The 22,671-nt window shown below is 54.8% G+C and carries 21 protein-coding genes; 6 read left to right on the top strand and 15 right to left on the bottom strand.

Annotated features, from left to right (window positions below; all coding sequences use genetic code 11):
* The first annotated feature begins 3 nt into the window (after nt 1–3).
* The 3 genes from NK55_RS02745 (at nt 4) to NK55_RS02735 (ending at nt 2,125) form a co-directional block, all read left to right on the top strand.
* Complete coding sequence (locus NK55_RS02745; protein ID WP_024124310.1) at nt 4–1,122, top strand: hypothetical protein; 1,119 nt, start codon at nt 4–6, stop codon at nt 1,120–1,122.
* An 80-nt stretch (nt 1,123–1,202) separates the two neighbouring features.
* Entirely contained in the window at nt 1,203–1,673 is a 471-nt protein-coding gene (gene bcp, locus NK55_RS02740) for a thioredoxin-dependent thiol peroxidase (RefSeq protein WP_024124309.1), read from the top strand.
* A complete protein-coding gene (locus NK55_RS02735; protein ID WP_024124308.1) occupies nt 1,670–2,125 on the top strand; it encodes an NUDIX domain-containing protein in 456 nt (151 codons plus the stop codon). The genes bcp and NK55_RS02735 overlap by 4 nt, the downstream gene beginning before the upstream one ends.
* On the opposite strand, the gene NK55_RS02730 is transcribed toward NK55_RS02735, so the two are convergent.
* The 8 genes from NK55_RS02730 to NK55_RS02695 form a co-directional block, all read right to left on the bottom strand.
* Nucleotides 2,111–2,863, bottom strand: a complete 753-nt coding sequence (locus tag NK55_RS02730) for a precorrin-2 C(20)-methyltransferase (protein WP_024124307.1) — start codon at nt 2,861–2,863, stop codon at nt 2,111–2,113. The genes NK55_RS02735 and NK55_RS02730 overlap by 15 nt on opposite strands.
* Nucleotides 2,854–4,644, bottom strand: coding sequence for a ferrous iron transport protein B (gene feoB / locus NK55_RS02725; protein ID WP_024124306.1), 1,791 nt, complete (start codon nt 4,642–4,644; stop codon nt 2,854–2,856). Before feoB ends, NK55_RS02730 begins: the two co-directional genes overlap by 10 nt.
* Entirely contained in the window at nt 4,641–7,529 is a 2,889-nt protein-coding gene (locus tag NK55_RS02720) for a GAF domain-containing protein (RefSeq protein ID WP_024124305.1), read from the bottom strand. Before NK55_RS02720 ends, feoB begins: the two co-directional genes overlap by 4 nt.
* Before the next feature lie 30 nt (nt 7,530–7,559).
* On the bottom strand, nt 7,560–7,940 hold the full coding sequence (locus NK55_RS02715) for a DUF1818 family protein (RefSeq protein WP_024124304.1): 381 nt from the start codon (nt 7,938–7,940) through the stop codon (nt 7,560–7,562).
* Between the two features lie 11 nt (nt 7,941–7,951).
* Nucleotides 7,952–8,755: an MlaE family lipid ABC transporter permease subunit gene (locus NK55_RS02710; RefSeq protein ID WP_024124303.1), complete on the bottom strand. Its 804-nt coding sequence runs from the start codon at nt 8,753–8,755 to the stop codon at nt 7,952–7,954.
* A gap of 9 nt (nt 8,756–8,764) precedes the next feature.
* Nucleotides 8,765–9,316, bottom strand: coding sequence for a DUF3172 domain-containing protein (locus tag NK55_RS02705; RefSeq protein ID WP_024124302.1), 552 nt, complete (start codon nt 9,314–9,316; stop codon nt 8,765–8,767).
* A 39-nt stretch (nt 9,317–9,355) separates the two neighbouring features.
* Nucleotides 9,356–9,628, bottom strand: a complete 273-nt coding sequence (locus tag NK55_RS02700) for an RNA-binding protein (protein WP_024124301.1) — start codon at nt 9,626–9,628, stop codon at nt 9,356–9,358.
* 252 nt (nt 9,629–9,880) lie between these two features.
* Nucleotides 9,881–10,558, bottom strand: coding sequence for a hypothetical protein (locus NK55_RS02695; RefSeq protein WP_162147165.1), 678 nt, complete (start codon nt 10,556–10,558; stop codon nt 9,881–9,883).
* Nucleotides 10,559–11,026: 468 nt separating this feature from the next.
* Between NK55_RS02695 and NK55_RS12315 the strand changes: the two genes are divergently transcribed.
* Both NK55_RS12315 and NK55_RS02685 read left to right on the top strand, forming a co-directional pair.
* The gene (locus NK55_RS12315; protein ID WP_024124299.1) at nt 11,027–11,473 is read left to right on the top strand and encodes a hypothetical protein; all 447 of its coding nucleotides are present in this window, start codon (nt 11,027–11,029) and stop codon (nt 11,471–11,473) included.
* 46 nt (nt 11,474–11,519) lie between these two features.
* Nucleotides 11,520–12,908, top strand: coding sequence for an NAD-dependent malic enzyme (locus NK55_RS02685; protein WP_024124298.1), 1,389 nt, complete (start codon nt 11,520–11,522; stop codon nt 12,906–12,908).
* Nucleotides 12,909–12,911: 3 nt separating this feature from the next.
* Here NK55_RS02685 and NK55_RS02680 read toward each other — a convergent pair whose 3' ends face one another.
* From NK55_RS02680 to cfa, 6 genes are all read right to left on the bottom strand, one after another.
* Complete coding sequence (locus NK55_RS02680; RefSeq protein ID WP_225871778.1) at nt 12,912–14,222, bottom strand: S-layer homology domain-containing protein; 1,311 nt, start codon at nt 14,220–14,222, stop codon at nt 12,912–12,914.
* Nucleotides 14,223–14,395: 173 nt separating this feature from the next.
* The gene (locus NK55_RS02675; protein WP_024124296.1) at nt 14,396–16,273 is read right to left on the bottom strand and encodes a sodium:proton antiporter; all 1,878 of its coding nucleotides are present in this window, start codon (nt 16,271–16,273) and stop codon (nt 14,396–14,398) included.
* Between the two features lie 197 nt (nt 16,274–16,470).
* Nucleotides 16,471–16,773: a DUF2499 domain-containing protein gene (locus tag NK55_RS02670; RefSeq protein ID WP_041429011.1), complete on the bottom strand. Its 303-nt coding sequence runs from the start codon at nt 16,771–16,773 to the stop codon at nt 16,471–16,473.
* Nucleotides 16,773–17,825 (bottom strand): zinc-dependent dehydrogenase, encoded by a 1,053-nt coding sequence (locus NK55_RS02665; RefSeq protein ID WP_041429453.1) that lies wholly within the window; start codon nt 17,823–17,825, stop codon nt 16,773–16,775. The genes NK55_RS02670 and NK55_RS02665 overlap by 1 nt, the downstream gene beginning before the upstream one ends.
* 260 nt (nt 17,826–18,085) lie before the next feature.
* Entirely contained in the window at nt 18,086–19,189 is a 1,104-nt protein-coding gene (locus NK55_RS02660) for a type I restriction-modification system restriction subunit HsdR family (protein WP_024124293.1), read from the bottom strand.
* 117 nt (nt 19,190–19,306) lie between these two features.
* Complete coding sequence (gene cfa, locus NK55_RS02655) at nt 19,307–20,491, bottom strand: cyclopropane fatty acyl phospholipid synthase (protein WP_024124292.1); 1,185 nt, start codon at nt 20,489–20,491, stop codon at nt 19,307–19,309.
* Between the two features lie 158 nt (nt 20,492–20,649).
* Here cfa and NK55_RS12310 point away from each other — a divergent pair, with 158 nt between their 5' ends.
* Entirely contained in the window at nt 20,650–21,870 is a 1,221-nt protein-coding gene (locus tag NK55_RS12310; RefSeq protein WP_024124291.1) for a YcjF family protein, read from the top strand.
* Here the strand turns inward: NK55_RS12310 and NK55_RS02645 are convergent.
* A complete protein-coding gene (locus NK55_RS02645; protein ID WP_255325300.1) occupies nt 21,838–22,611 on the bottom strand; it encodes a WecB/TagA/CpsF family glycosyltransferase in 774 nt (257 codons plus the stop codon). The two genes, NK55_RS12310 and NK55_RS02645, sit on opposite strands and share 33 nt — an antisense overlap.
* Nucleotides 22,612–22,671 lie beyond the last annotated feature (60 nt).

Genomic DNA, 22,671 nt, shown 5'->3' with positions numbered 1-22,671 from the left:
ATCATGACCCGCTCTGCTCTACGCCGAGTGGCTGCCAGAGGGAATCTTGAGGCCATTCAAGCCCTCCTAGCAGCGGCCCTTGCCCCCCAGGGGATAGGGGTCACAGTGGGTCAGCAGCCAGAATCTCTCCTGTTGCGCCTGCAGTGTCCAACAGCTGTCCCGGCTGCGATTGTGCTAACACTACTTGCTCGCGAACTGATCCATTGGCCAAGCTATGCCCACAGTAGTCTCCTGATCACAGCTTCCCAAGACAGCAACGATCTCTGGGAAGCGGTGCTTGACCTGACCCGTCCCCATGAGTTACTGCGCCTTGCCAAGGGGGAGCACCTGCGTCAGCAGCTCCCCACCCCTCCCCGCAGGGAGGAGTTTGGCATTCCTGTACAACCCCTCAGCACCCAAGATGGGCAAGGGATCGCAGCCGGGTTGGGTCTATCGCTTTTGCTCCTTGCTTCAGAGCAGGTGACATTTTTGCTCAGTCCGCTGGTGACTCTGGTTCACGAGCTGGGTCATGCAGTGATGGCGTGGCTCTTTGGCTATCCAGCGGTTCCGGCCTTTGATTTTCGCTACGGTGGTGGCGTCACCCTCCATGGCGATCGCGCAGGGGGTCTTGTCCTGCTCATCTATGCAGGATTACTGGCCTTGGCCTATTTCTACCGTCAAAATCGGCTTACCCTTATTTGCCTTGGGGTCTTGACGCTGCTCTACAGCCTTGTGGCCTTTAGTCCTATCCATGAAATGCTTTTTGTGGCCATGGGGCATGGCTTTGAACTGATTTTTGCCGTGATTTTTCTCTACCGTGCCCTCAGTGGTTGGGGGTGCCGCTACCCCGTTGAACGTCCCCTCTACAGTATGCTGGGGTTTTTCATTGTGTTTTTTAATATGCGCTTTGCTTGGCAGTTGCAGTTTAATCCTGTGTTTCGGGAGATGTACCTCATGGGTAAGGGGGGCATTGATCACGACTTTGTTCGCCTTGCCCGCGACTTTTTCCACACCGATTTAGCCACCGTGGTCGGTCTCTACGGCTTTTTTGTGGTTCTGACACCGGCGATCGCCTTCCTGCTCTATCGTTATCGCCAGCTCATGCTGTACCTATTGATTCGCCTCTTTTTCTCTAAGGGCTAGAGGCTACCCTCCTTGGCCACCCCAGCAGGCGCCAAACTAGGGGAAGATAGAAGTGGTCAACCATTGGGAATTGCTCAAAGATGTCCCTAACCCCTGGGGCGATCGCTCCCCCCTTTGAACTGGCGGATGCCACTGGTCAGCTGGTGCGTTTGGCTGACTTTCAAGGTCAGTGGGTGATTCTCTATTTCTATCCCCGTGACAATACCCCTGGCTGCACCAAAGAAGCCCGCGCCTACCGTGAGGTTAGTGCCACTTTGGGCGATCGCAACGTCGTTATCTTAGGCATCAGCCCCGACAGTGTCGCCTCCCACGCCAAATTCCAGCAAAAGCTCGACTTGCCCTTTCGGCTGCTGGCAGATGGGGATGCCAAGGTTGCCCAGGCCTACGGCAGCTATGGCCCGAAAAAGTTCCTGGGCAAGGAATATCTGGGTGTCTATCGGGATACGTTTCTCATCGATCCCACGGGTAAAATTGCCGCCATTTATCGGCGGGTCAAACCCGATGCCCACGTGGCGCAAGTGCTAGCGGATCTGGAGCGGCTGCAAGGGTGAGTGGGTTTTGGCGAGTTCTAGGCTTTTTCCTGAAGGGATTCTGGCGGCATCCCTTTGTGGCGGTGTCAGTCATTGCCTTGACCGCAGGCGATCGCCTGATTTTGGTGCAACGCCGCGATACCGGTCAATGGTCGCTGCCCGGGGGTATGATGGATTGGGGAGAAACCATTCTTGAGACGGGCGCCCGCGAACTGGCAGAAGAAACAGGGCTGCGCCTCCAGAGCTTTGAAGGCCTAGTGGGGGTTTACTCTGACCCGAAGCGAGATCCCCGTGTCCATGCCGTGTGTATCGCGATCGCTGCCCGGGTGGTTGGTGAGCCGCAGGTGTTGGACGCCAAGGAAGTGCGGGCAGTAGAGGCTTTTCCCCTGAGTGACCTGCCTTTAGCCGATCTAGCCCACGACCATGCCCGACAGTTACAGGACTATTTGAGTGGACATCTAGGATTGACCTAGGCACTCGAGAACATTCTCCAAGATTGGGCGCCGCTTCCAAACAATGAGCAGCGAAAAGTAGGGCAGGGTTAACTCTGGATAGTTTGTAAGGGGGGTGTAGATTTGTTGTTTGGGCGTTGTTGCCCAGCTCACCACTGCCGCCTGTTCCAAGAGATTATGTTCCTTGAGCCAATGCCAGACGGAGCCATACACCGATCGCACCTTCATTAAAACCACCACCTCTGCCCATGCCCATACCCGTGGGAGCTCATCCCCGTGGTACATCGCTGGCAAAATCGCTAGGCGCTCCCTCCCCAAGGTGAGGGGCACCCCTAAACTGGCCGCTGCTGCCAAGGGGGAGCAAACTCCCGGAATCACCTCAAGGGCAATATGGGGGTCAAGGTTCTGGACGGCTGCTGCTAGATAGGAAAACGTACTGTAGAAACTGACATCCCCCTCAGACACAAAGACCACATCAGTGCCCTGAGCAAGGTATGCATAGACTTGATCGGCTGCCTTTTGCCATGCCCGTTTTAAGATATCTTGCTCAAGAACATAGGGGAACTCGAGGGGAAGGTAAATTTGCTGGGGTTGTTTGTAGGGAGAAATAATCTCCTCGGCAATACCACGCCGTTTCTGTAGCCCCGCCGGAAAAGCAATCACCCTTGCTTGTTGTAGGCGTCGCCAACCTTTAAGGGTAATGAGTTCGGGATCGCCAGGTCCTATGCCAATGCCGCAAAGAGTGGTCACTAGCCCCATCCCCACCAGTGCCCAAGCTGATACACACTGCCACTGACGACCCACGCCATTACCAAGGCATAGAGGATAGCAAAAATTGTAAACTGCTTGCGTTTGGATTCACTCCAGAGGGTGGCAAGGGTGCTGAGACAGGGGGTATAGAGGAGAGTAAAAAGCATAAAGCTGTAGGCCTGCAGCGGGGTCAAGTCCTGGGCGATCGCCTGCTGTAGGGAGGTACCCGAAAGGTGATAGATAACTGCCAACGCGCCAATGACAATTTCCTTGGCCACAAAACCGACAATGAGGGCGATCGTCAGTTCAGGGGTAATGCCCGCCGGTGCTAAAAGCGGTTGTAGCGCTCTTCCCAGTTGGCCCGCCCAGGTTTCTGGGCTGGCGGGCGTTGCATTCAAGGGCAAATGGGTCAATGCCCACACCCCTAAGACACCGATCATAATGAAGCCCGTTGCCCGCGAGAGAAAGTGCCGCACCTCGCCCCACGCCCGCAGGAGCACCTGTTGTGCCGTCGGCCAACGATAGGGGGGCAACTCCAGCAAAAAGGGATCCGTATTCGGGAAATAGCCTTGAAAACAGAGGGCAGTGAACAAGGCTGCAAGGATGCTCCAACCATAGAGGGACAGCAGGACGGCTGCCCCCCACTGCGGTGGAAACAAGCAGGCAATGAGAAAGACAAACACCTGTAGCCGTGCTGAACAGAGGGAAAAGGGAATGATCAGCATTGTCAGCAGCCGCAGCCCCGGCGAGCGAATAATCCGGGTGGCCATCAAGGCCGGCACATTGCAGCCAAAGCCCATCAAGCTGAGAACAAAACTGCGGCCGTCCAAACCCAAGCGTGCCATCAAGCCATCCATGAGATAAGCAGCACGGGCCAGGTAGCCACTGTCCTCGACGATCGCCATCACAATAAAGAAGATGGTTACTAAGGGCACAAACGCTGCCACTGTGGTCATGCCGCCATAGATGCCCTCGATTAGCAAACTGCTGAGCAAGGGGGGAAGCCCTGCGAAGAATGGCGCCAGCACCTGTGCCTGAAAGGCTTCAAAGGTGTCACTGAGCCAGCCTTGAAGCCCTAGGCCCAGTACCCATACCCCTTGAAAGACAAGGTATAGCCCCCCAAAAAAGAGGGGCAATCCCCACAGGGGGTGTAGCAACCAGTGATCCAATTGCTCGGTTAGTCTGCGAACGGTGCGACTGGGGAAAGTGACGGTGTCCGCCAATAGGGGGGCGATCGCTCCCAAATCAAGCTCTGGCAACGTTGGCTGGAGGAGCGGGTCTTGGGGAATAGGTGCTTCCTTGAGAGCATGGCAAATGGTTTCGTAGGCCTCCCAATAGCCACCACCGTATTTGGCACTGAGAGCAACGACGGGCACCCCCAGGCGATCGCTCAACTTCTCAGTATTAATCTGAATCCCCAGTTGCCGAGCTTCATCAGCCATATTCAAAAGCACCACCATGGGTAGCCCCCAAGCCTTCACCTGAAGGGCTAAGCGCAATTGATGCTGAATCTGACTGGCATTGAGAATCACTAACACCAACCGCACCGGCACGCGTTGGAAAAACTCACGCACAATGGTTTCATCGGCAGCTGTCCCCGCCAGATCGTAGATGCCCGGTAAATCCACCAGCTTAACCCTCTCACCATTGAGGAAAATCTCGGCTTCTGCTAAGTCCACGGTAATCCCCGGCCAGTTGCCCACATGGGCACGGGCAGCAGCAATGCGATTGAAAAATGTCGATTTACCAGTGTTGGGGAGCCCCAGAAGGGCGATCGTGCTGGGGGTCATTGGCGTGGCTGTGAAGATTGCAGTTCGAAGGTACCCGTGTCGCCATTATTTAGGGGAATGAGCAGACGACTCAGGAAGCGGCCATCTTCTAACTTATACATGTCGAGGCTGTAGCCTAGGCGTTGACAAAGATGGCAGCAAATTTTGAGGTGGCGCCCGGGGGGCTGATCAAGGCTAGAGGGAGCAAGCCAGTCAAGATGCTCCAGTTGGTGCAGTTTAATGAGTAACTGTGGCTCCACTTCCCCATTGTCGGTAATGGAGAGTTCCAGCCAAGACTCCATTTTCCCCCCCTGACCCATACCTTCCATTTGCTGGCACCAAATGTCAATGCGGCCTTGGGAGGGCGATCGCTGGCAGGCAAAAAGCAGCAATTCATAGAGGATTAACTCCAGCTTGCTAAGGTCACCATTGAGGGTGAGCACAGGTTGATTGTGAACTTGAATCCACAGTTGTTTGCGCTGCTTCCAGTTTTCAATGCGATCCATCACTCGCTTGAGGACTACCGCTAGGCCTGCTGTCTGGGTGGCTTTGTCCAGTTGCCACACCTCATGGCTCAAGAGAGGATGGAGAGATTCCAGCTGGGTTTGCAGGAGCGTGCCCAACCGCCGCAGCAGTGAATCTGCCTCGGGGTGCTGCTGAACCCATTGCGTCAACTGATTGCAGAGACTCGCGAGTTGACCATAGACCTGTTCAAGGCGACGGTGTTTGTACCAGTTGAGGGTTTCAAGGGTCTGCCAGCCTTGGGTGAGCATCTGAATGAGGGAGGTGCTGCGGTGTGCCCAAGCTAAATGGTTGACAAGGGTAATGAAGGCCTCTAGGTGCAAGGTTGACCAGAGGCGATCGCGGCGATCGGCAACAATCAGCACTCCCGACGGTTCATATTCTGGATCAGTGCGCAGGGCGATCGCCAAAATCTGGCCCATGTCTGGGCCTGACAGCCACTCACGGGTACGGGGATCCAGTTCAGCGGCCGTGGTTTGAATCAACCAAGCGTAGGGATTGCCACTGACGTCGGCTTGGGAGGCCATCAGGGCACTGTGGATCAAGGGATCCTCGTAGATGGCAATCTCAGTGTCGTTGCGAATGGCAAACTTGGGATGGCTGGGGGGCGGTGCCACAATTGAGCCAACGGTTTGACCGGGTCGCCAAGTCACTAAAGCCACAAGGGGCACCTGCATCAAATTCATGAGCTGCTGCAAGCCCGTCATTTCAAGACGCTCGAGGTTTTGGGTGCGTTGCAGGGCCCTTAACCCCGCCAACATTGCCGATCGTACCTGCTCCTGCTGCGTATTGGTGTTTTGCAGTTGCCACTGATGGCTAATCAGGCCAAGGATACGAGCCACCTCCTGCACAAGAGTTTGCTGACTTTTGCCCCAAACGGTGGGTTCAGTGCGCCCCGCCAGCAGCAGCGCCTCCAAGGAATGGCCAGGGGTGGTGGTTGCCACCAGAAGGGACTGGATATTCAGCTTGCTGAGAACCTCCCTCCAAGAGTAAAGGCGCAATTCATTGCTGTAGTCCTCAAGGGCAATGGCGGTTGTGGCTGTTTCCAGAAGCTGCCAATCCATTTTTGGCAATGGCGGGAAGGGCGGATGGCGATCGCGCCCCCGGGGAGCGGGATACTGAAACAGGACATCAAAGGCTTGGGTCAGGGAGTTATAGGTCAGCAAAAAGACCCACTGCGCCCCTAGATCCGCCGCTAACTTTTCGCCCGCCCGGTGGAGCACCCGCCTCCAGTCCTGCTCCTCACAGATGGCTTGAGCCAACTCACTCGCCAAGCTTTGGGCATGCCGGGTTTGGGCCAAGAGATGTTCCAGGCGTTCAGTGGGCGCTGCCAAGGCCAATAGCTCTGCGGTGACTTGCAGGAGTTTCTTCTCGTTGTCGTTCCAAGGGTAAGGCTCATTGCGCTCGAATGTGAGAAAGCCCACGACATCCGTGCCCACCAGAATCGGGGTTGCCAGAAGGGCACGGCAGTTGAGCATTTGCATCAGCCGCAAGGGTGCGGTGGCACTGACGACACTTTGACTATCGCTGACGCTCACGATTTGGCCACTGGCAAAGGCAGTATAACAACCGGCTAACTCCTGCTGCGTAATCGCTAGGGGTTGCCGCTGGCTCTCGCGGCCCTGGGGTTTACCCACAGTGTAACTACGCCGCCGATAGAGGGGTTGCTCCAAATCTCGCCAAAAGAGGCTGGTACGTTGAGGTTGAGAAAATTGGTGTACTGCCAGCAACAGCGCTTCAATACGTTGGCCGAAGCTATTGGCACGGCTGGCCTCCTGCAGCAGATGGCGTATGGGGTCATCACTGGTAATTGTGGGAGCAGCCGCTTGCTTTGCTTCTGGTACCGCTTTCGTTGCTTTGGTCGCTGTTAGGCGTTCCAGTTCCGGGCCCAGGGTACTGACTAGGAGGCTCATGTGGGCCAAATCATCTCCCCGCAGTGTATCGCCCCATGTGGTGGAGCCAATTATAAGAATGCCAAGGGGTTGACGATGGCGGACAATGGGATAGATAGCGGTGCCTTCAATACCCAAACGGGTAGCGGCTTCCCGTAATTCTCCTAGGCGAGGTTCTTCCTTGAGACTGGGCAAACTAATGGGCTTGCGGTTCATCAACACCTGATCGAGAAGGCTGCCTGCAGCAAGGGTCAGTTTCTGTTTGAGAAAGGGATGATCACCGAGGGGCGTTGTGCCCCCTTGGCCAATGAGTTGTTTGGAGCCTTCATTGTACAGCCCCAACCAAAGAAAGGACATGCCAAGGGCTTCTTGGGCAAAGCTCACCAAAGGAGCAATGAGTCCCCCAATTTGCTCTTGCTGTTGTAACTGTTTGATGGTGTTGACCAGTGCCGCCAAGGGGGGGCTGACCTTCGGGGATTTCGCAGAGGTCATAGGGGCGATCGCAACCGAGAAGGATGTTTTCTATTGTAAACTTTGCTCCTTCGCAATCCTGTGCTCGAGTTCACAGCAGGCAAGGAGAAAGTCGGGGGGCACAGGGGCAGGCCATGTACCCTCAACACGGCGATCGCCCAACACAATCAGATGCAGGCTATAGGCATGGGGATAGCCCTCCAATTCCAAGTGCACCGCGTCGTTGCTACCACTGAGGGTAATCATTTCCTCGGGCATCAATTCCGGGGCGATCGCCTGCAGCTGCCCATGGAGTTGGCGAAATAACTCCACAAATGCCCTAAACTCGCTGTCAGTGAGTTCGGTGGCCCAATCCTCTGCCCCCACTAGACCTGCATAGTGTTGATCACTGCGCCGGCCCACCCGCCAGCCTTGTCCGACTCGCAGTTCCATCGGCCAACCCTCTACAACGGGGGTACGAGGCTACTGTTGCCGCCAAAGAGTGCCCAAGACAGGAAAAAGTTGAGAATAAAAATGGCCAGGAGCGAGATCACCACCGCCGCCGTGGTGGATTGACCGACGCCCTTGGCGCCCCCTGTGGTTGTAATGCCCCAATTGCAGCCAATGATGGCCACCACACCACCAAAAATGCCCGATTTGATAATTGAGCTCCAAAGATCCCAAGTTTGCAGAAAGTTCTGAATGGACTCAATATAGATCGCCCGGGGAATACCGTAGAGATAATCAGCAATAATCAAGCCCCCCCACAAGCCCGTTACCAGGGCTAAGATATTAAGAATTGGCAACATGAGCACACAGGCAATAAACCGTGGCACCACCAAGTAATCTACGGGATCAGTGCCTAACATATAGAGGGCGTCAATCTGCTCAGTGACTTTCATAGTCCCAATTTCAGCCGCAAAGGCGGAGCCCACCCGCCCGGCGAGCACCACTGCTGTCAGCACAGGCCCTAGTTCCCGTGCAAGGGCGATCGCCAGCACCCCACCTACCGCAGAGGTGGCACCAAAGGTAATAAATTCACGGGCGACCTGAATCGTAAACACCATACCCACAAAAGCGGCTGTAATCAGGGCAACACTGAGGGAAGCAGGCCCCACCAAAGCCATTTGCTCAATCAAGTTCCGCAGAGCAATCCGCCCCCGCAGCAAATGATAGGTGACTTGACCCGCTAAGAGAAAGGCTGTACCCAAGCGTTGTACACCCTGACTTGCACGCCAGCGTAGCCGTGGCCACTTCATCGCCTTCATGGTTGCGTCCTAGAAATTACCGGTTTCACCCGCAGCACCATTACCCAAGCCTGAGAGTTTGAGGAAGAGGTTTTTATCCGTTGTGCTCTGATAGACACAGCTAATTTCAGGCTTGGCGTCTAGGTTGCCGACATAGCCAAAGGTATTCAGCCGTTGGCGACAACTGCGCAACTGTTCACCCGTAATGAGTTGTCGCTGTTCTAGGAGGGCAACGTTATTGGCCCGCAGAACACAGCCCGGTTGCATAGAGGGTTGGGACACAAAAACTGAAAAGGGATTAAAGGTCACAAAAATCCGCGTATCCACCGCGATCGCGCTCGCACCAAATTGCACGCAAATATCGGGATTGGGTGCTGCTTGATCAATAAACTGCGTCGAGGCCACATTATCGGGGTTAAGGGTCGTGGTTTTGCTAAAGGTGACGCCAACGCCAACCCCAATAATGAAAACGCCACCTAAGATTGCCAAGGTACGGGTGTTCACCGCTGACTTGGATTCTGGCTCTGGCGGACGACGAGTTTGGGGACGGGGACGCGGTGGAGATGGCGAACGTCGAGGCATAGCAGCAAAAGTGAACAGCACTTCCCTACCAGTATGCCCTTATAAGGAAGAGTTTGCCTGCCCCCCCGCCTGTTTTGGCTTGGCCTTGTTCACTTTCAGGACTCGCCCTAGCCATGTAGCACCATCAAGATCATCAATGGCAACGGCCTCCTGAGTTTCATCTGCCAGTTCAACAAAAGCAAAGCCCCGTCGCTTACCGGTTTCGCGATCCACCGGCAACACAATCCGGCGAATGGCACCATATTTTTCAAAAACTTCGCGAAGATCGTTTTCAGTGGCCTCGTAGGAGAGGTTGCCGATGTACAGTGTCATAACCCGAACTCAGACGCAATTTGACAATCATGATAGCCTTTTGCCTTGATTTCTCTGTGCGATCCAGGCTACACAACCGAGGACTTTGCAAAGAAAATTAACGTTTTCTATCGGACTTAAAATATATGGAGATTAAAAAGAAATTAATCCTTCCCTCTCAGTCAACTGTAATAGCTGACTACAGCAGTTCAGGCAAAAAACAGGCGCCCTCAGGGCGCCTAGGAAAAGTGGAAAAGTGGATTATGGTTTGGATTATGGTTGAATGTTGGGCTTCACACAGCAGCCAGTGACGACCAGCTTAGCATTTAGCACCGCCGTATCGTCTTGAACCAGGAAGCTCAGCCGGTAGCCGTTCAGCCAAGAGGGCGCAATCGGAATCGTGAGGGTTGTTGTCGTGCCGGCACTCACCCCAGTGTTGGGCCACAGGTACTGCCAGTACAACACACTGCCGTTTTTCCAGAGGGAGATGCTGTCATTACCTGCATCAGGGCTTTGGTGCGATTGGCCATTCTGTAGCGCCTTGAGGGTGACCACTAGCTTAGCCTTTTGCACCTCGCAGCAGCATTCTTTGCAGCCCTGCCACTGGAAAGTATGCCGCACCTGGCGGTTTGGTGTCGTACCGTTGAAGTTCGGCTCTATCCATTGCGGACCGGGTGTGCTAGGGAAGTCCGGGCCATAGGGCGTGGTGGTCGGGGGCGGGGGCGCCTGGAGGACAATGGTCTTTGGACAGGGCTTTTGGGGAGCACTCCTCAAGTCGGGTGAGGCTTGGCGCTCCTCGATCTCATCGGGTATGGGTAGCGGCTCCGGTTGACGCGGCGGCACAGGTGATTTCAGAAAGGGTGGGGTTTCGAGCTCTGGCGGCGCAACCGGTCCCTCAATCTCGGGTTTATTCGGCAGCGTCCGGTCGTTGATGACGTTTGGGGTAAACATGGGCGGAGGCCCCTTTCGCTTCGAGGGCGTTTGGGCTAGGGAAAGTGTTGCGCCAAAAGTGATAAAAAGAAGAGTAACAATGAAGTTAAGTTTTGTGTTTCTCGAAAGTTTCATAGTCATCTCCTCCTCCCTCCCTACATTGGGGAGGGTCTGATGCACATTGGGGAGGGTCTGATGCAATCAATAATCGGTAATAATACGCAAACCCTTGATGTGGGCGGCTTTAGCAGCTTTTGACGTGCTAGACGCTCCTATGGCCGCTTGTGTTCCTGTTCTTGTTCCCGATGAAATGGTCACTCCTGAGCATTCCGTCAATTTGTGCCTGTGCCACTGCTGGCATACTTCCACCCACAGACCGCGATAAACCTGTCACGATCTAAAGTATCAGCGTTACCTCACTGCCCTGCCCTAGATTGACACCGCAGAATGCTGGTTTAAGCCATTTCTCGTTTCAGGTAGGACAATAGAATGACTGCCTTGGCACGATTGAGCTGGTCACTGTCGGTTTTACTGAGAGCTATTGCCCTTTGGTCAGCCAGTGGGTTGGCGATCGCGGGACCGACACTCCCTTTAGCAGGAGAACATCAATTGCCGTTGGCGAATGGACTCTACCTCTTTGGTGAATCTCCCCAACCGCAGCGAGTAGGTCGTAGTTACATTGTCTTTGCAGTGCAAGATCGTAAGGTTTACGGGGCGCTTTATCTGCCCAATTCCTCCTTTGATTGTTTTCGGGGTACCGTCGGCGATCGCCAGCTGCAGGTGACGGTTCTGCCTACCTATGAAGAAGAGCCCTACCAAGCAGAAATTGATTTACTCAGTTTCTATAGTTTGCCTCGCTTGAGCCCTAGCGATCGCGCCATTTTGGCCACCTGCGCAGCCGAACCACTACCCATTGTCACCCACACAGGAAGCTAGGTAGAGGTGTTATCATCAGACAGTACCTTTTGCCATTAAATTTTAGATGGTTAAGCTAACCCCGACGCCTGCCTATAGTCTGACCCTGCGATTAGAGACCTCCTTAGATCCGACGGAATTGGGCACTGTTTTGCAGATCATTGGCGGGCAACACGGGCAAGTGGATTCCATTACGCTCATTGAGAAAACCGCCAATAAAATCCTACGGGAACTGGTGGTGGTGGCTGCCAGCCGCGATCATGCTGAGGCCATTGTCAATGCTGTCAAATCTGACACCCAAGCCACAGTGCTAGAGGTGAGCGATCGCACATTTCGCCTCCATGAGGGGGGCAAAATCACCGTTAAAAGCAAGCATCCTCTGCAAGGATATGACGATCTGGCGATGGCCTATACGCCGGGTGTGGGTCGGGTATCCCAGGCGATCGCTGACGATCCAGACTTGGTTCACAAACTCACGATTAAAAGCCATACCATTGCCATTGTCAGTGACGGGAGCGCTGTGTTGGGATTGGGCAATATCGGCCCAGAGGCTGCCCTACCGGTGATGGAGGGCAAAGCGATGCTCTTTCAAGAATTTGCTGGCTTGGACGCGTTTCCCATCTGCTTGGCCACCCAAGAGGTGGATGAAATCGTTGCCACTGTGAAGCGGATTGCCCCTGTCTTTGGGGGCATCAACCTGGAGGATATTAGTGCCCCCCGCTGCTTTGAGATAGAAGCCCGTCTGCAGGAAGAATTGGATATCCCTGTGTTTCACGATGACCAGCATGGCACTGCTATTGTCACCCTCGCTGCCCTCAAAAATGCCCTGCAATTGGTGGGTAAATCCTTAGAAACGGTGCGCATTGTTATTAATGGTGCAGGGGCAGCCGGGATTGCCGTGGCACGACTCCTGCGCAAAGCTGGGGCCAAAGACTTAATTTTATGTAATCGCCGCGGGATTCTCTCGGTGCAGGCAGACCTAACTCCTGCTCAACAGGAATTTGCTGTTGCCCAAACAGGAACCCTTGCCGATGCCCTTGTGGACGCCGATGTTTTCATTGGCTTGAGTGCCCCTGGCGTCCTCACCGTGGAAATGGTGCAGCGCATGGCCAAGGAAGCGATTGTTTTTGCGATGGCCAATCCCGTTCCGGAAATCCAACCCGAACTCATCTCTAACCATGTGGCGGTGGTGGCTACCGGCCGCAGTGACTATCCGAATCAAATCAACAATGTGCTGGCCTTTCCGGGGGTGTTTAAGGGTACCCTTGCCTGTCGGGCACCGCGAATGACCGAGGAGATGTTCCTCGCGGCAGCGGAGGCGATTGCGGCCTTGGTGAGTCCCTCTGAACTACAGGCCGCCTATATTATTCCCTCGGTGTTTGATCCACGGGTGGCAGCGGCGGTGGCCCAGGCAGTGGAGGCCTGCGGGCGATCGCTGGGGTTAGCGCGTGCCTAGTCTCTATTGCGGGACAGTAAAGGACTGAGTCAGGGTCAGGCCCAAATCCGTATTGGCATCAACAACCACTAGTTGCCGCACGGCCGGATCAATCACACCCCCAATCGTGGCACCGGCGGCAGCACCGGTAATCACTTTTTCGGGCGTAATCTTGCGATCGCCAATCACCGCCGAAGCACCGGTGGCAAGGGCTGCCCCAATTAGGGTATCCCGAATAATTGAAGTTGCCGGACGCTCCTGATTGGTTTCAATGGCTGCGCCCGTTGCTGCTCCCGTAAGGACCTTCAAGGGGGTAATCTTTTGATTGCCCAGCAGGCCAGACAATCCAGCAGCCACCGCTGACCCAATGGCCGCATTGCGGAAGACATTGCCAATGTTGGGGTCACGGGCATCGCGAATGGTGCGAATGATTTGGGAATTGGCGGCGATCGGTAGCTGGCGGTTATTGATCACTACTGTATTCGCCACAAACTGGGAGCCTCCTTGGGCGGGCTGGATCTGGCCAAAAATTTCACTGCCCACGGGAATCACGACTCGACCCTGACTATCGCGGACATCGGCAGCCGTCACCAAGCGCAGGGCAAGCGTTTCACTGGGACTCAGAACAATCCGCTCTGCATCGGGAAAACGAGCCGGAATCTGTTGACCAGCCGGCAGTGCAATGGGTGAAGTGGTGACTGCACCCGCAATGTATTGTGTTGGGACAAGGGCTTGGGCACCGGGGGCACGGGTTGCCTGACAAAGGAATGCCGCAATATCGGCACGGGTGGCCAGTTGATTAGGGCCAAAAACTTGCACATTGGGATAGTTGACCACCACCTGTTTAGCTGTAGCCGCAGCTACACCGGCTCGTCCATAGGCGGGAATCGCAGCCGCATCATTGAACTGGGCTAAGACCCCCTCCACAGAAGGCGGTGTGGGATACTGCAAGCCGCTGGCAAGGGCAACAATTGCCTGAACGCGAGGAATATTTTGATTGGGCTGAAAAACATTGCCGGGGTAGCCACTCAAAAAGCCGGTACGGGTGGCGTTTTGAATCGCACTCGCTGCCCAAAACGTGCTGGGGACATCGTTAAACGTACCGGGGGCGCGTACCACTGGGGCATTGGGAAACGCCTTCCCCAGCATGGCTGCGTATTCAGCCCGCGTGACTGCCGCAAAGGGGCGAAATGTGCCATCGGGATAGCCGCTGATAATGTTGCGATTGGCAAGGTGGTCAATACAGGCCTGTGCCCAAATACCTTGGGTATCGGTAAAACGGGATTGGGCTTGAGCCGGAACAGCGACCAGAAGGGCAAGGGTACTAGAACTCATTAAACCGCAGCTCAGAAGGGCCAAGCTGCGCTGTGCTAGGCTCTGCATTGCAAATCTCTCCAAGTAAGACGGTATTAAAGACTTAGCTGCGAGGGTTGACCCCTCAGCGGCTTTGACAGGGAAAACAGGCCAAGGGGCGACTCTGCTGATTCCTATGGACGCAGCGCTGTAGATTAGGTTCCTTTGGGGGTAGGGGCTTCACTGGGGACAAGAACTGATTCCACTTGGGTATTCATCTGCCAGCCAGAAATAAGGGCCGCCGGCAGTGTGTGGGGTTTGGGGCTGTGGAGCAGGTAAATCAGGCGATCGCCCACTTGCCACTCTTCATTGGCTCGCACCACCCGCAATCCCTCTGGCCGTTCCACCAGGAGGGGAAGCACTTTTCCAGAGCGTATCAAGGCGTCAAGGTGCTGGCGTTGCAATTGCGATCGCTCCTCCTCAATGACCAGTTCCCCAAGACGAACTGCCTCCGTGTTGATATATTGATTCCATTTTTTGATCGACAGTTGTAGGGCAAAGGCTGGACTCAACCCCAAGGGACAATCCTCTAGCTCAAGGGCAGCCAGGACCCGTGGCGGGTGAAATTCTTCGAGGACGCGCTGTGCCAACACGGCATTCACCTCTGTGTTACTGGTAACCGCCAAATAGGTGCCCAACTGGGTAATGCCGGCCTCCTGCAAGATATTCAAGTCAAGGCCACTGCTGAGATAGACGGGCAGGTGGTCACGGCGAGCCTGCTCCACCGCCTCTGGATCGGTATCAATCATCACTACCTCTTCGCCGCGATCGCGCAAAATCCGCGCCAGCAGCCTACCGAGGGGGGTACAACCGGCAATCATCACCCCTGAAGCCCCTTGGGCACGGACATGCAGTTGAGTGGCCACCCAACGCGCTGTTAAGCCTTGGCCAAACACCGTCATCAGGATCGTTAGAAAGACTTGTCCCTTAATGGCATCCCCGCCACTCATGCCAGCATTGGTCAGGGTAATGGCAAAGAGCGATGCCACCGAGGCCGCCACAATTCCCCGCGGAGCGATCCAACTGAGGAAGGCCTTCTGTTGCCAACTGAGATCACTGCCCCAGGTGCACAGAACCACGCCGAGGGGACGAATGATCAACATCAAACACAGAACCGTGAGCACCCCCGACCAACCCAGCTCCAACAGACCCGCGATCGACAGATCGGCAGCCAAGAGCACAAACAACACTGAAATTGAAAGGGTACTTAATTGTCCCTTAAAGCGGCGCAGCAGTCGCTCCCCCGGCACTTCACCCCAGCGCAGTACCAAGCCGAGAACGACCGCCATCATCAGACCCGACTCGCTCACCAGTTGATCCGAGAGCCAAAACAAGCCCCAAAGAACCGCCAGCACCAGTAAATTGCGGAGATCGTCGGCGAGAAACCAAGCGCGACGCAGAAAACGGCTGAGAAACCAGCCGCCGATGCCCCCCATCAAGGCACCTACAGCCAAGCGCTGACCAATACCAAGGGCGATCGCCCCCATGCCGAGGTCTTGATTGAGCACTACGTTCAGCACGACGACCGCCAGAATGGCACCAATGGGGTCAATGAGCACACCTTCCCCTTCCAGAATCACCGCCAACTTGTGCTCAACACCCACTTGGCGCAACAGGGGACCCACAACCGTCGGTCCCGTCACCACCACAAGGGAGGCATAGAGAAACGCCAGTTGCCAAGGGAACTCACCAATCCAGTGGGCAGCCATTGCCCCAGCCACAAACGTCATCAATCCCCCCACCGTCACTAGCTTCCACAGGCTACCTGTAATATCTTGGTCGGCACGACTGAGATCTAAGCTCAGCCCCCCTTCAAAAAGAATGAGTGCGACACAGAGGGGAACCAAAACTTCTATGCCCTCCCCTAACACTTCGGGATGAACCCATCCCAAGCCACTTGGCCCTGAGAGAATTCCTACCAGTAACAACAGGACAATACTGGGCAGCCGTAGCCAGTGAGCAGCCACTTGGGCACCAATGCCCAGAACAACTGTGATCACGAACAAGGCGGTGAGTTCGGCACTACTTTCCATCGCAGCCTCCACAGAGGTTTAGGCGTTTAGGGCTAGACTGGCGGGCAAGCATTCCTCCTTGTTTTATGTCAAAGTTCAATACTGGACCGTTGCATTTGTTACACCCCATGGCAGGGGAACCTGATTACAGGATACTGGAAGTCCTTGGGCACTGCCAATTTCAGTTAATTTTGCTAAGGTTTGCCTCCAGAAGGGGGCTACAGCGCGCTTTGGGATCGCCACCAGAGCCAGGCCGCTGCACCACAGAGGGTACAGTTGCCAAAGAATGTGAGCAGGGCTTGCAAATCCACCAACCAAGCTAGTGTCACTGCATTATCAAAGTAATGCCACGTACAGGCACACATGGCACTCACTAAAGCCGGTAGCATTGCCCAGGCTAACCATCGCCATCCTTGCTCTGGACAGCGGCGATCCAGTTGTGCCACAAACCAAATGGCTGCCATCCACTCCAGCACACTGGAAATATGCACCATCCACGTGGGAATTGATAGAGCGTGCATTAGGACTCTGGATAGATGAGGATTTTGTAAGTTTCCGGGGTGGGATGCACTGCCCGTTCCACTGCCTCAGCTAGTTGAGCCAAGGGATAGCGATCGCTGACGAGGGTTTTGACGTCAATACGGCGGTTAAAGATGATGTCGCAGGCAAGGGACTGCAAGCGATAGGAGGAACTGTAGCTCCCCATGAGGTCAATCTCACGGCGGTAGAGAATGTTGGGATTGAGGGGAATCTCCACTTCATCGGGAAACTCCGCAAAAAACAGGATTTTGCCCCCCTTGCGCGTACACTCTAGGGCTTGGCAAAAGGCTTTTTCACTGGGGACCGCCAAGAGACTGACATCTACCCCCAAGCCTTGGGTCAGGGCCTGCACCTTGGCACTCAGATCCGGATCGCGGGCATCAAAGGCAGCAGCAGCCCCCACTTCTTTGGCTTTAGCAATCCGCGAGGGTAGGAGATCGGTGGCGATCGCCCGCGCTCCAAAGAGATTCACCAACATAATGAACATCAGACCAATAGGCCCTACTCCCGTAATCAACACCGTTTGACCGGGAGCGATCGCCGCTTTCTTCACTGCCTTGAGACAACAGTTGGTGGGTTCAATGAAGCTGGCTTCCTCATCGCTAATATGATCGGGAATGGGAATCAGTCCCCCATGCTGCACGATGTGTCCCGGCACTTTCACATACTCAGCGAAGCCACCACCACTGGGAATAAAGCCTGCCGTTGTCGTTACTGTTTTATAAACATGACACATGGAGTAGTTTTCGTTCAAACAGTAGGCGCAGCGCATACAGGGGATGTGGTGCATGACCACCACCCGCTGACCCACTTGCCAACCCGTCACCGCATCGCCCACCGCGGCAATTTCACCCACTGTTTCATGGCCAAAAATACGGGGCGGCTCATAGAGGGGATAGCGAATTTTCTTGATGTCCGATTGGCACAACCCAACCACCCTGACCCGCACTAATACTTCATCAGCAGCAATTTCAGGAATCGGAATCTCTTCGTAGCTGAGTTGATTTACCCCTCGGAACACTTGGGCTTTCATTGAGACCTTTGCAAACTCGTCACCCCTAAAGATAATTGTCCCTTGCGCTGAGAGCAAGTCTTGATGATATCGCTTTTTGACTTCACGCAAAGGAGAACCCTGGTCCTTTTGCTGCGGATAAACCAACACTCAACTGAGGTGACTTGCATTGTGCTGTGCTCAACGCCTTACGGCATCAGAGGTAGAGGCACTCAACGGCATGAGCTTCAGCCCCCCGAAGGCCGGCCGGCTAAAAAGCTTGTTGGGGGATTACTCGACGTTTACCTGTAGACGTTTACCTGTATTGTAGAACGAAGCTCTGGGTCAACAACTTCAAGTGCCGAATCCAATATCTCCTGGATACGCTTTCGACTATAGTTTGTTCCCATATACCATCCAGGAACGAGTTCAATAAAGTGTTTTTCCGCCAAGTGCGGTCGGCCCGGATAGAGTTCCTGCCTATTACGGGCTATGTATCTCCGTTTCGTTCCATGCTTTCTTGATGCAAATCGGTCAAGAAAACCAGCATCCGCTTCCGCCAACAACCGGAAGACCGTTACCATGACCTTTACCGCCGATGCAGCCTCGTACGTCTTGCCTTCAAACACGAATGAAAAACTGCCTGTGGTTCTGGATCGAGAAATCTGCTCCCGGTGTTCTGGTGCCCGGCGCATAGCCGTTTGTTGATGCGACGGTATCGGATATGCAGAAACTACGCCAAGCTGGCGATTCGATTTTAAAAATTCGCTACACAAATCCAAATCCGGCTTATAGCCACAGAGATCTGCAACTTTTTCGGCTAATAATTCCAACAACAATGAATCAGGCTCTTCAAGCAAACTCTCCCAAGCTCTGGGGAGCGTTGCCTCAATTTCTCTACCTCGGGCCACGTTTTGATAATCTGCACGTGCAGATTTTAAAGCTTCGCCAGAACACACTCTTTCATATTGGAGATATCTTTCAAGCCTGCTGACTGCTTCTGCGATCTCACGTTCAAGAAGGTCGAGCTTATATACTCTCCTTTCATCATATCGGCCCTGTTCACCGGGAAGATAAAAACTCCACTCTTGTCCATCTGTCAGAACAGCTATTGGAACTCCCGAATGAAAAGCGTATTCGAATAGCTGTCTATCAGCTCCTTCCGAAATGCCAACCCTCTTGACCTCAATAAATATAAATGGACGACGGGGAGGATTACATAGTGCAAAATCGACACGGCCCCCTTGGACCGAGAACTCGGGAACAACCACATTTGTATCAAATACGGGCCATCCCAGTTCATGCAAGGTCGGAAGAAGAATTCCCTGGGAAACAGCAGCCTCAGATATAAACTCACCGCGTCGTAGACGCTCTCGAACCTGTTCTATGTGGTTTGAAATTGCCATTGATGGACCTTACTTCTTTACCCCGTACTGTGCTCAACGCCTTACGGCATCAGAGGCAGAGGCACGTATAACCACCCGGCGCTGCTGCGCGGTGCCGCTGCGCCATCACTGCCATCACTATCGAACCGAGCGATAGCCACCGCGTACACCACGCGGTGACAACACCAATTGCCACAGTTGGCTGGCTCGGGCCATGAAGCTCCCTGCACTCATGAGTAAATACAAACGCCACATACGGTAGAAGCGCTCGCCATACCGCTGCGCTAAGCGTGGCCATGCCTGCTCGAAATTGGTATGCCACGCTTTGAGAGTTGCAACGTAGTTGACACCAAAGTTATGCCAATCTTCGAGTACAAACAACCCCTCAAATGCCGCAGTTAGCAAACGGGGCGACGGCAACATTGAATTGGGGAAGATGTATCGTTCGATCCACGCATCGCGACCCTGGTAAGCGACATTTGAACCAATCGTGTGGAGGAGCAAGAGACCATCATCGGCGAGCAGGCGGCGAGCCGTTCTCATAAAGGTACGATAGTTGCGATAACCTACATGCTCGAACATACCGACCGAGATGATGCGGTCAAAGACACCGGTCGTCTGGCGATAATCTTCAAGCCGGATGTCGACCGGTAAACCACGGCAACGATCGCGCGCCAGTTCGGCCTGCTCCTTCGACACAGTAATACCCACAACGTGGACACCGTAGCGTTCGGCCAGATACTGAGCTGTGCCACCCCAACCGCACCCAATGTCGAGCACACGCATCCCAGGTTGGAGATCGAGTTTCCGGGCGATCAGATCGAGCTTCGCCTCCTGCGCCTCATCGAGGGTACGCGCACCGCCTTCCCAATAGGCACAACTGTAGATCATGCGGCGGTCGAGCATCGCAGCATAGAGATCGTTGCCGATGTCGTAGTGGCGTTGACCGATGATAAACGCACCCTTACCGCGTTGCCGGTTACGCCATCGGCTATCGATCCAGAGCGGGAAGTTAACGAGCCAACCTACCTGCACCGGTGCCTGAATCTGGAGCAAGCGACAAATGAACTCGTCGATGGCATCGCAATCCCACCACCCATCCATGTACGCTTCGCCCAAACCGAGCGAGCCGTGCAAAAGGCAACGGAGATAGAGCCGCTCGTCGTGAACGCGAATGTCCCATGGCTGTGAACCGTTGATCGTAATACCGGCGGTATTCAGTAATTGTCCGGCGTAATCATAGGCAAAGCGGTGGAGTATCCATGATGGGGTTGAGGGCGTGGACGATACCGTCGTATGAGAAGCCAGCTCACGTTCTGTCATGCACCCCTCCTCATGCATTCTGCATAACATCGGAACCCGCTTCACTTGAAAGGCGGGCACAAAATTCAGGCTGCATTTCCTCAAGCTTCGCCAATTTGAGTGCTGCTCACCAGTCAAGGTAAGCTAACAAACAGAGGATCTTGCTTGGGGTAAAGGACATGGCTGTTGCTGCCGCTATCATTCTCTTGTTGTTGAGTGGCTGGGTCAATGACCATCCCTGGGGATGGCTACTGATTCTCAGTTTGGGGTTGGGCTATTGGTACTGGCGCCGATCGCCCGCTGCGCCAAACGTGGCTTCCCCTCAATCTCCCTTAGATCCCCAATTAATTGAAAAGCAACTGGCAGAGACTCAGAGCCTTTTGCAGGAACTTCCCCCAGAGCGCCAAGCCTCTCTCCAATCGACCCGTCGCCAACTACAACAGCGGTTAGATAACCCAAGGGTTGAGGTGTGTGTCCTTGGGCAGTCGGCCTATGCTGTCAATCAGGTGTACCATGCCGTCGCCACACTACTTAATCGCTGTAGCCTTCAGCAGCAAACCCTGGCCACTGTTCCCCAAGCGGACTTAGTGCTTTTGACGGTAAGGGGTGCCCTCACCGCCAGTGAGTTTGAGATGCTGCGGGTGTTGCAAGCAGGACATTATCACGTGCTTGTGGTGTGGGACCCAGAAACGGTGCAGGAGCGCGATCGCGTGGCCCTGTGTCTAAAACAGCAATTGCGAGATCTCCAGATGCCGGAGGAGCAACTCGTTCCCTTTACAGCGCAGGCCCCTGAATCGTTGACCTCAAGACTCCTACAGTACCTCAGCCAGGAGCAAGCCAACCTTGTCCTAGCCGGTACCTATCGCCGTGCCCAACAACTCCATCAACAGGCACAAGCTGCCCTCAATCGCTATCGCCAAGAACGAGCCACCCCCATCATTGAGCGCTACCAATGGCTGGCGGCAGCGGCAACGGCGGTGAATCCCCTCCCCCTTTTGGATCTCGTTATGGCCGGCGGGCTCTTGGTGCGCCTCACCTGGGACTTAGGCCAAATCTACCAGCGCTCCTTCCGGTTGGCGGATGCTGAACCCCTGGCTAAGGAGCTATTGCGGCTCATGGTGCAATTGGGGGCTGTGGAACTGTCGACCCAGTCCCTAGGGCAGTGGCTCAAGGGCAATTCCCTCACCTATCTGGCGGGGAGTTGTTTGCAGGGGGCAACGGCAGCCTACGTGTTGCGCTTGAGTGGTCTGAGCTTGATTCATTACTTTGAGACTGCTCCCCAAGCGCCATCCCTACCCTTGGTGGCTCGCTTGCAGCAAAGTCTTCGGTGGGCACAGCAACAGGTGGGACGCTCTCCCTTGCAAACCCTAGGACACTCTCTTGGTTTGCCGTCGGCGTAGCCAGTGGCGCAGGAGTTGCCCCGCAAAAAGCACAACAAATGCGGGATTGTTCATCAGATAGCGCTGCCAGAGGCGGCGGGGTTCCTGCAGCAGGCGAAAGAGCCACTCTAAACCGATCGCCATCATCCAGCGCGGTGCTTGCGCCACAGTGCCACTGTGAAAGTTGAAGGCCGCTCCCACACCCACCAAGACAACGGGCAAAAAAGGGCTTTGGCGAGCCATCCACTCCTCCTGCTTTGGACAACCAAGGCTGATAAAGACCAAATTAGCCCGGCTATCAAGGATGCGCTGGCGATCGCTGGCCTCCTCCTCAGGGGTCAAGGAACGAAAGGGAGGGGCGTAGGCACCCGCCAACTGGAGATTAGGAAAGCGCTGCCGCAGATTCCGCTGTAGCCGCTCTAACACGAGGGGTTCACTACCGTAGAGGAAAATACGCCAGCCTGCCCTTTGAGCGCGATCGCACAGAGCCAGCATCAAATCAGGACCATAGACCCGCTCTGCTTGCGGAAAACCCAACAGCCGTAGGCCCCACACCAAAGGCATGCCGTCAGAAGTCACCAGTTGGGCACCATTGATCACCCGCTGGAAGGGCGATCGCCACACCCCCGTCATGACCACATGGACATTGGCAGCCACCACATAGCCCCCCTGGCCTTGACCAATCCATTCAGCCACGAGATCACAGGCTTGGCTGTAAGTAGTGACATCAATCCGTGTTCCTAAAATGTGTACTGACGGCACGTTGGAGCTACTCCGCATCTTTCACTTGATTCCAGCGTAGGGGAGTGATGGCAGAATTAA

Origin of the sequence: Thermosynechococcus sp. NK55a (assembly GCF_000505665.1) — a bacterium.
Lineage (GTDB): Bacteria > Cyanobacteriota > Cyanobacteriia > Thermosynechococcales > Thermosynechococcaceae > Thermosynechococcus.
This window is presented reverse-complemented; position numbering and strand designations above follow the sequence as displayed.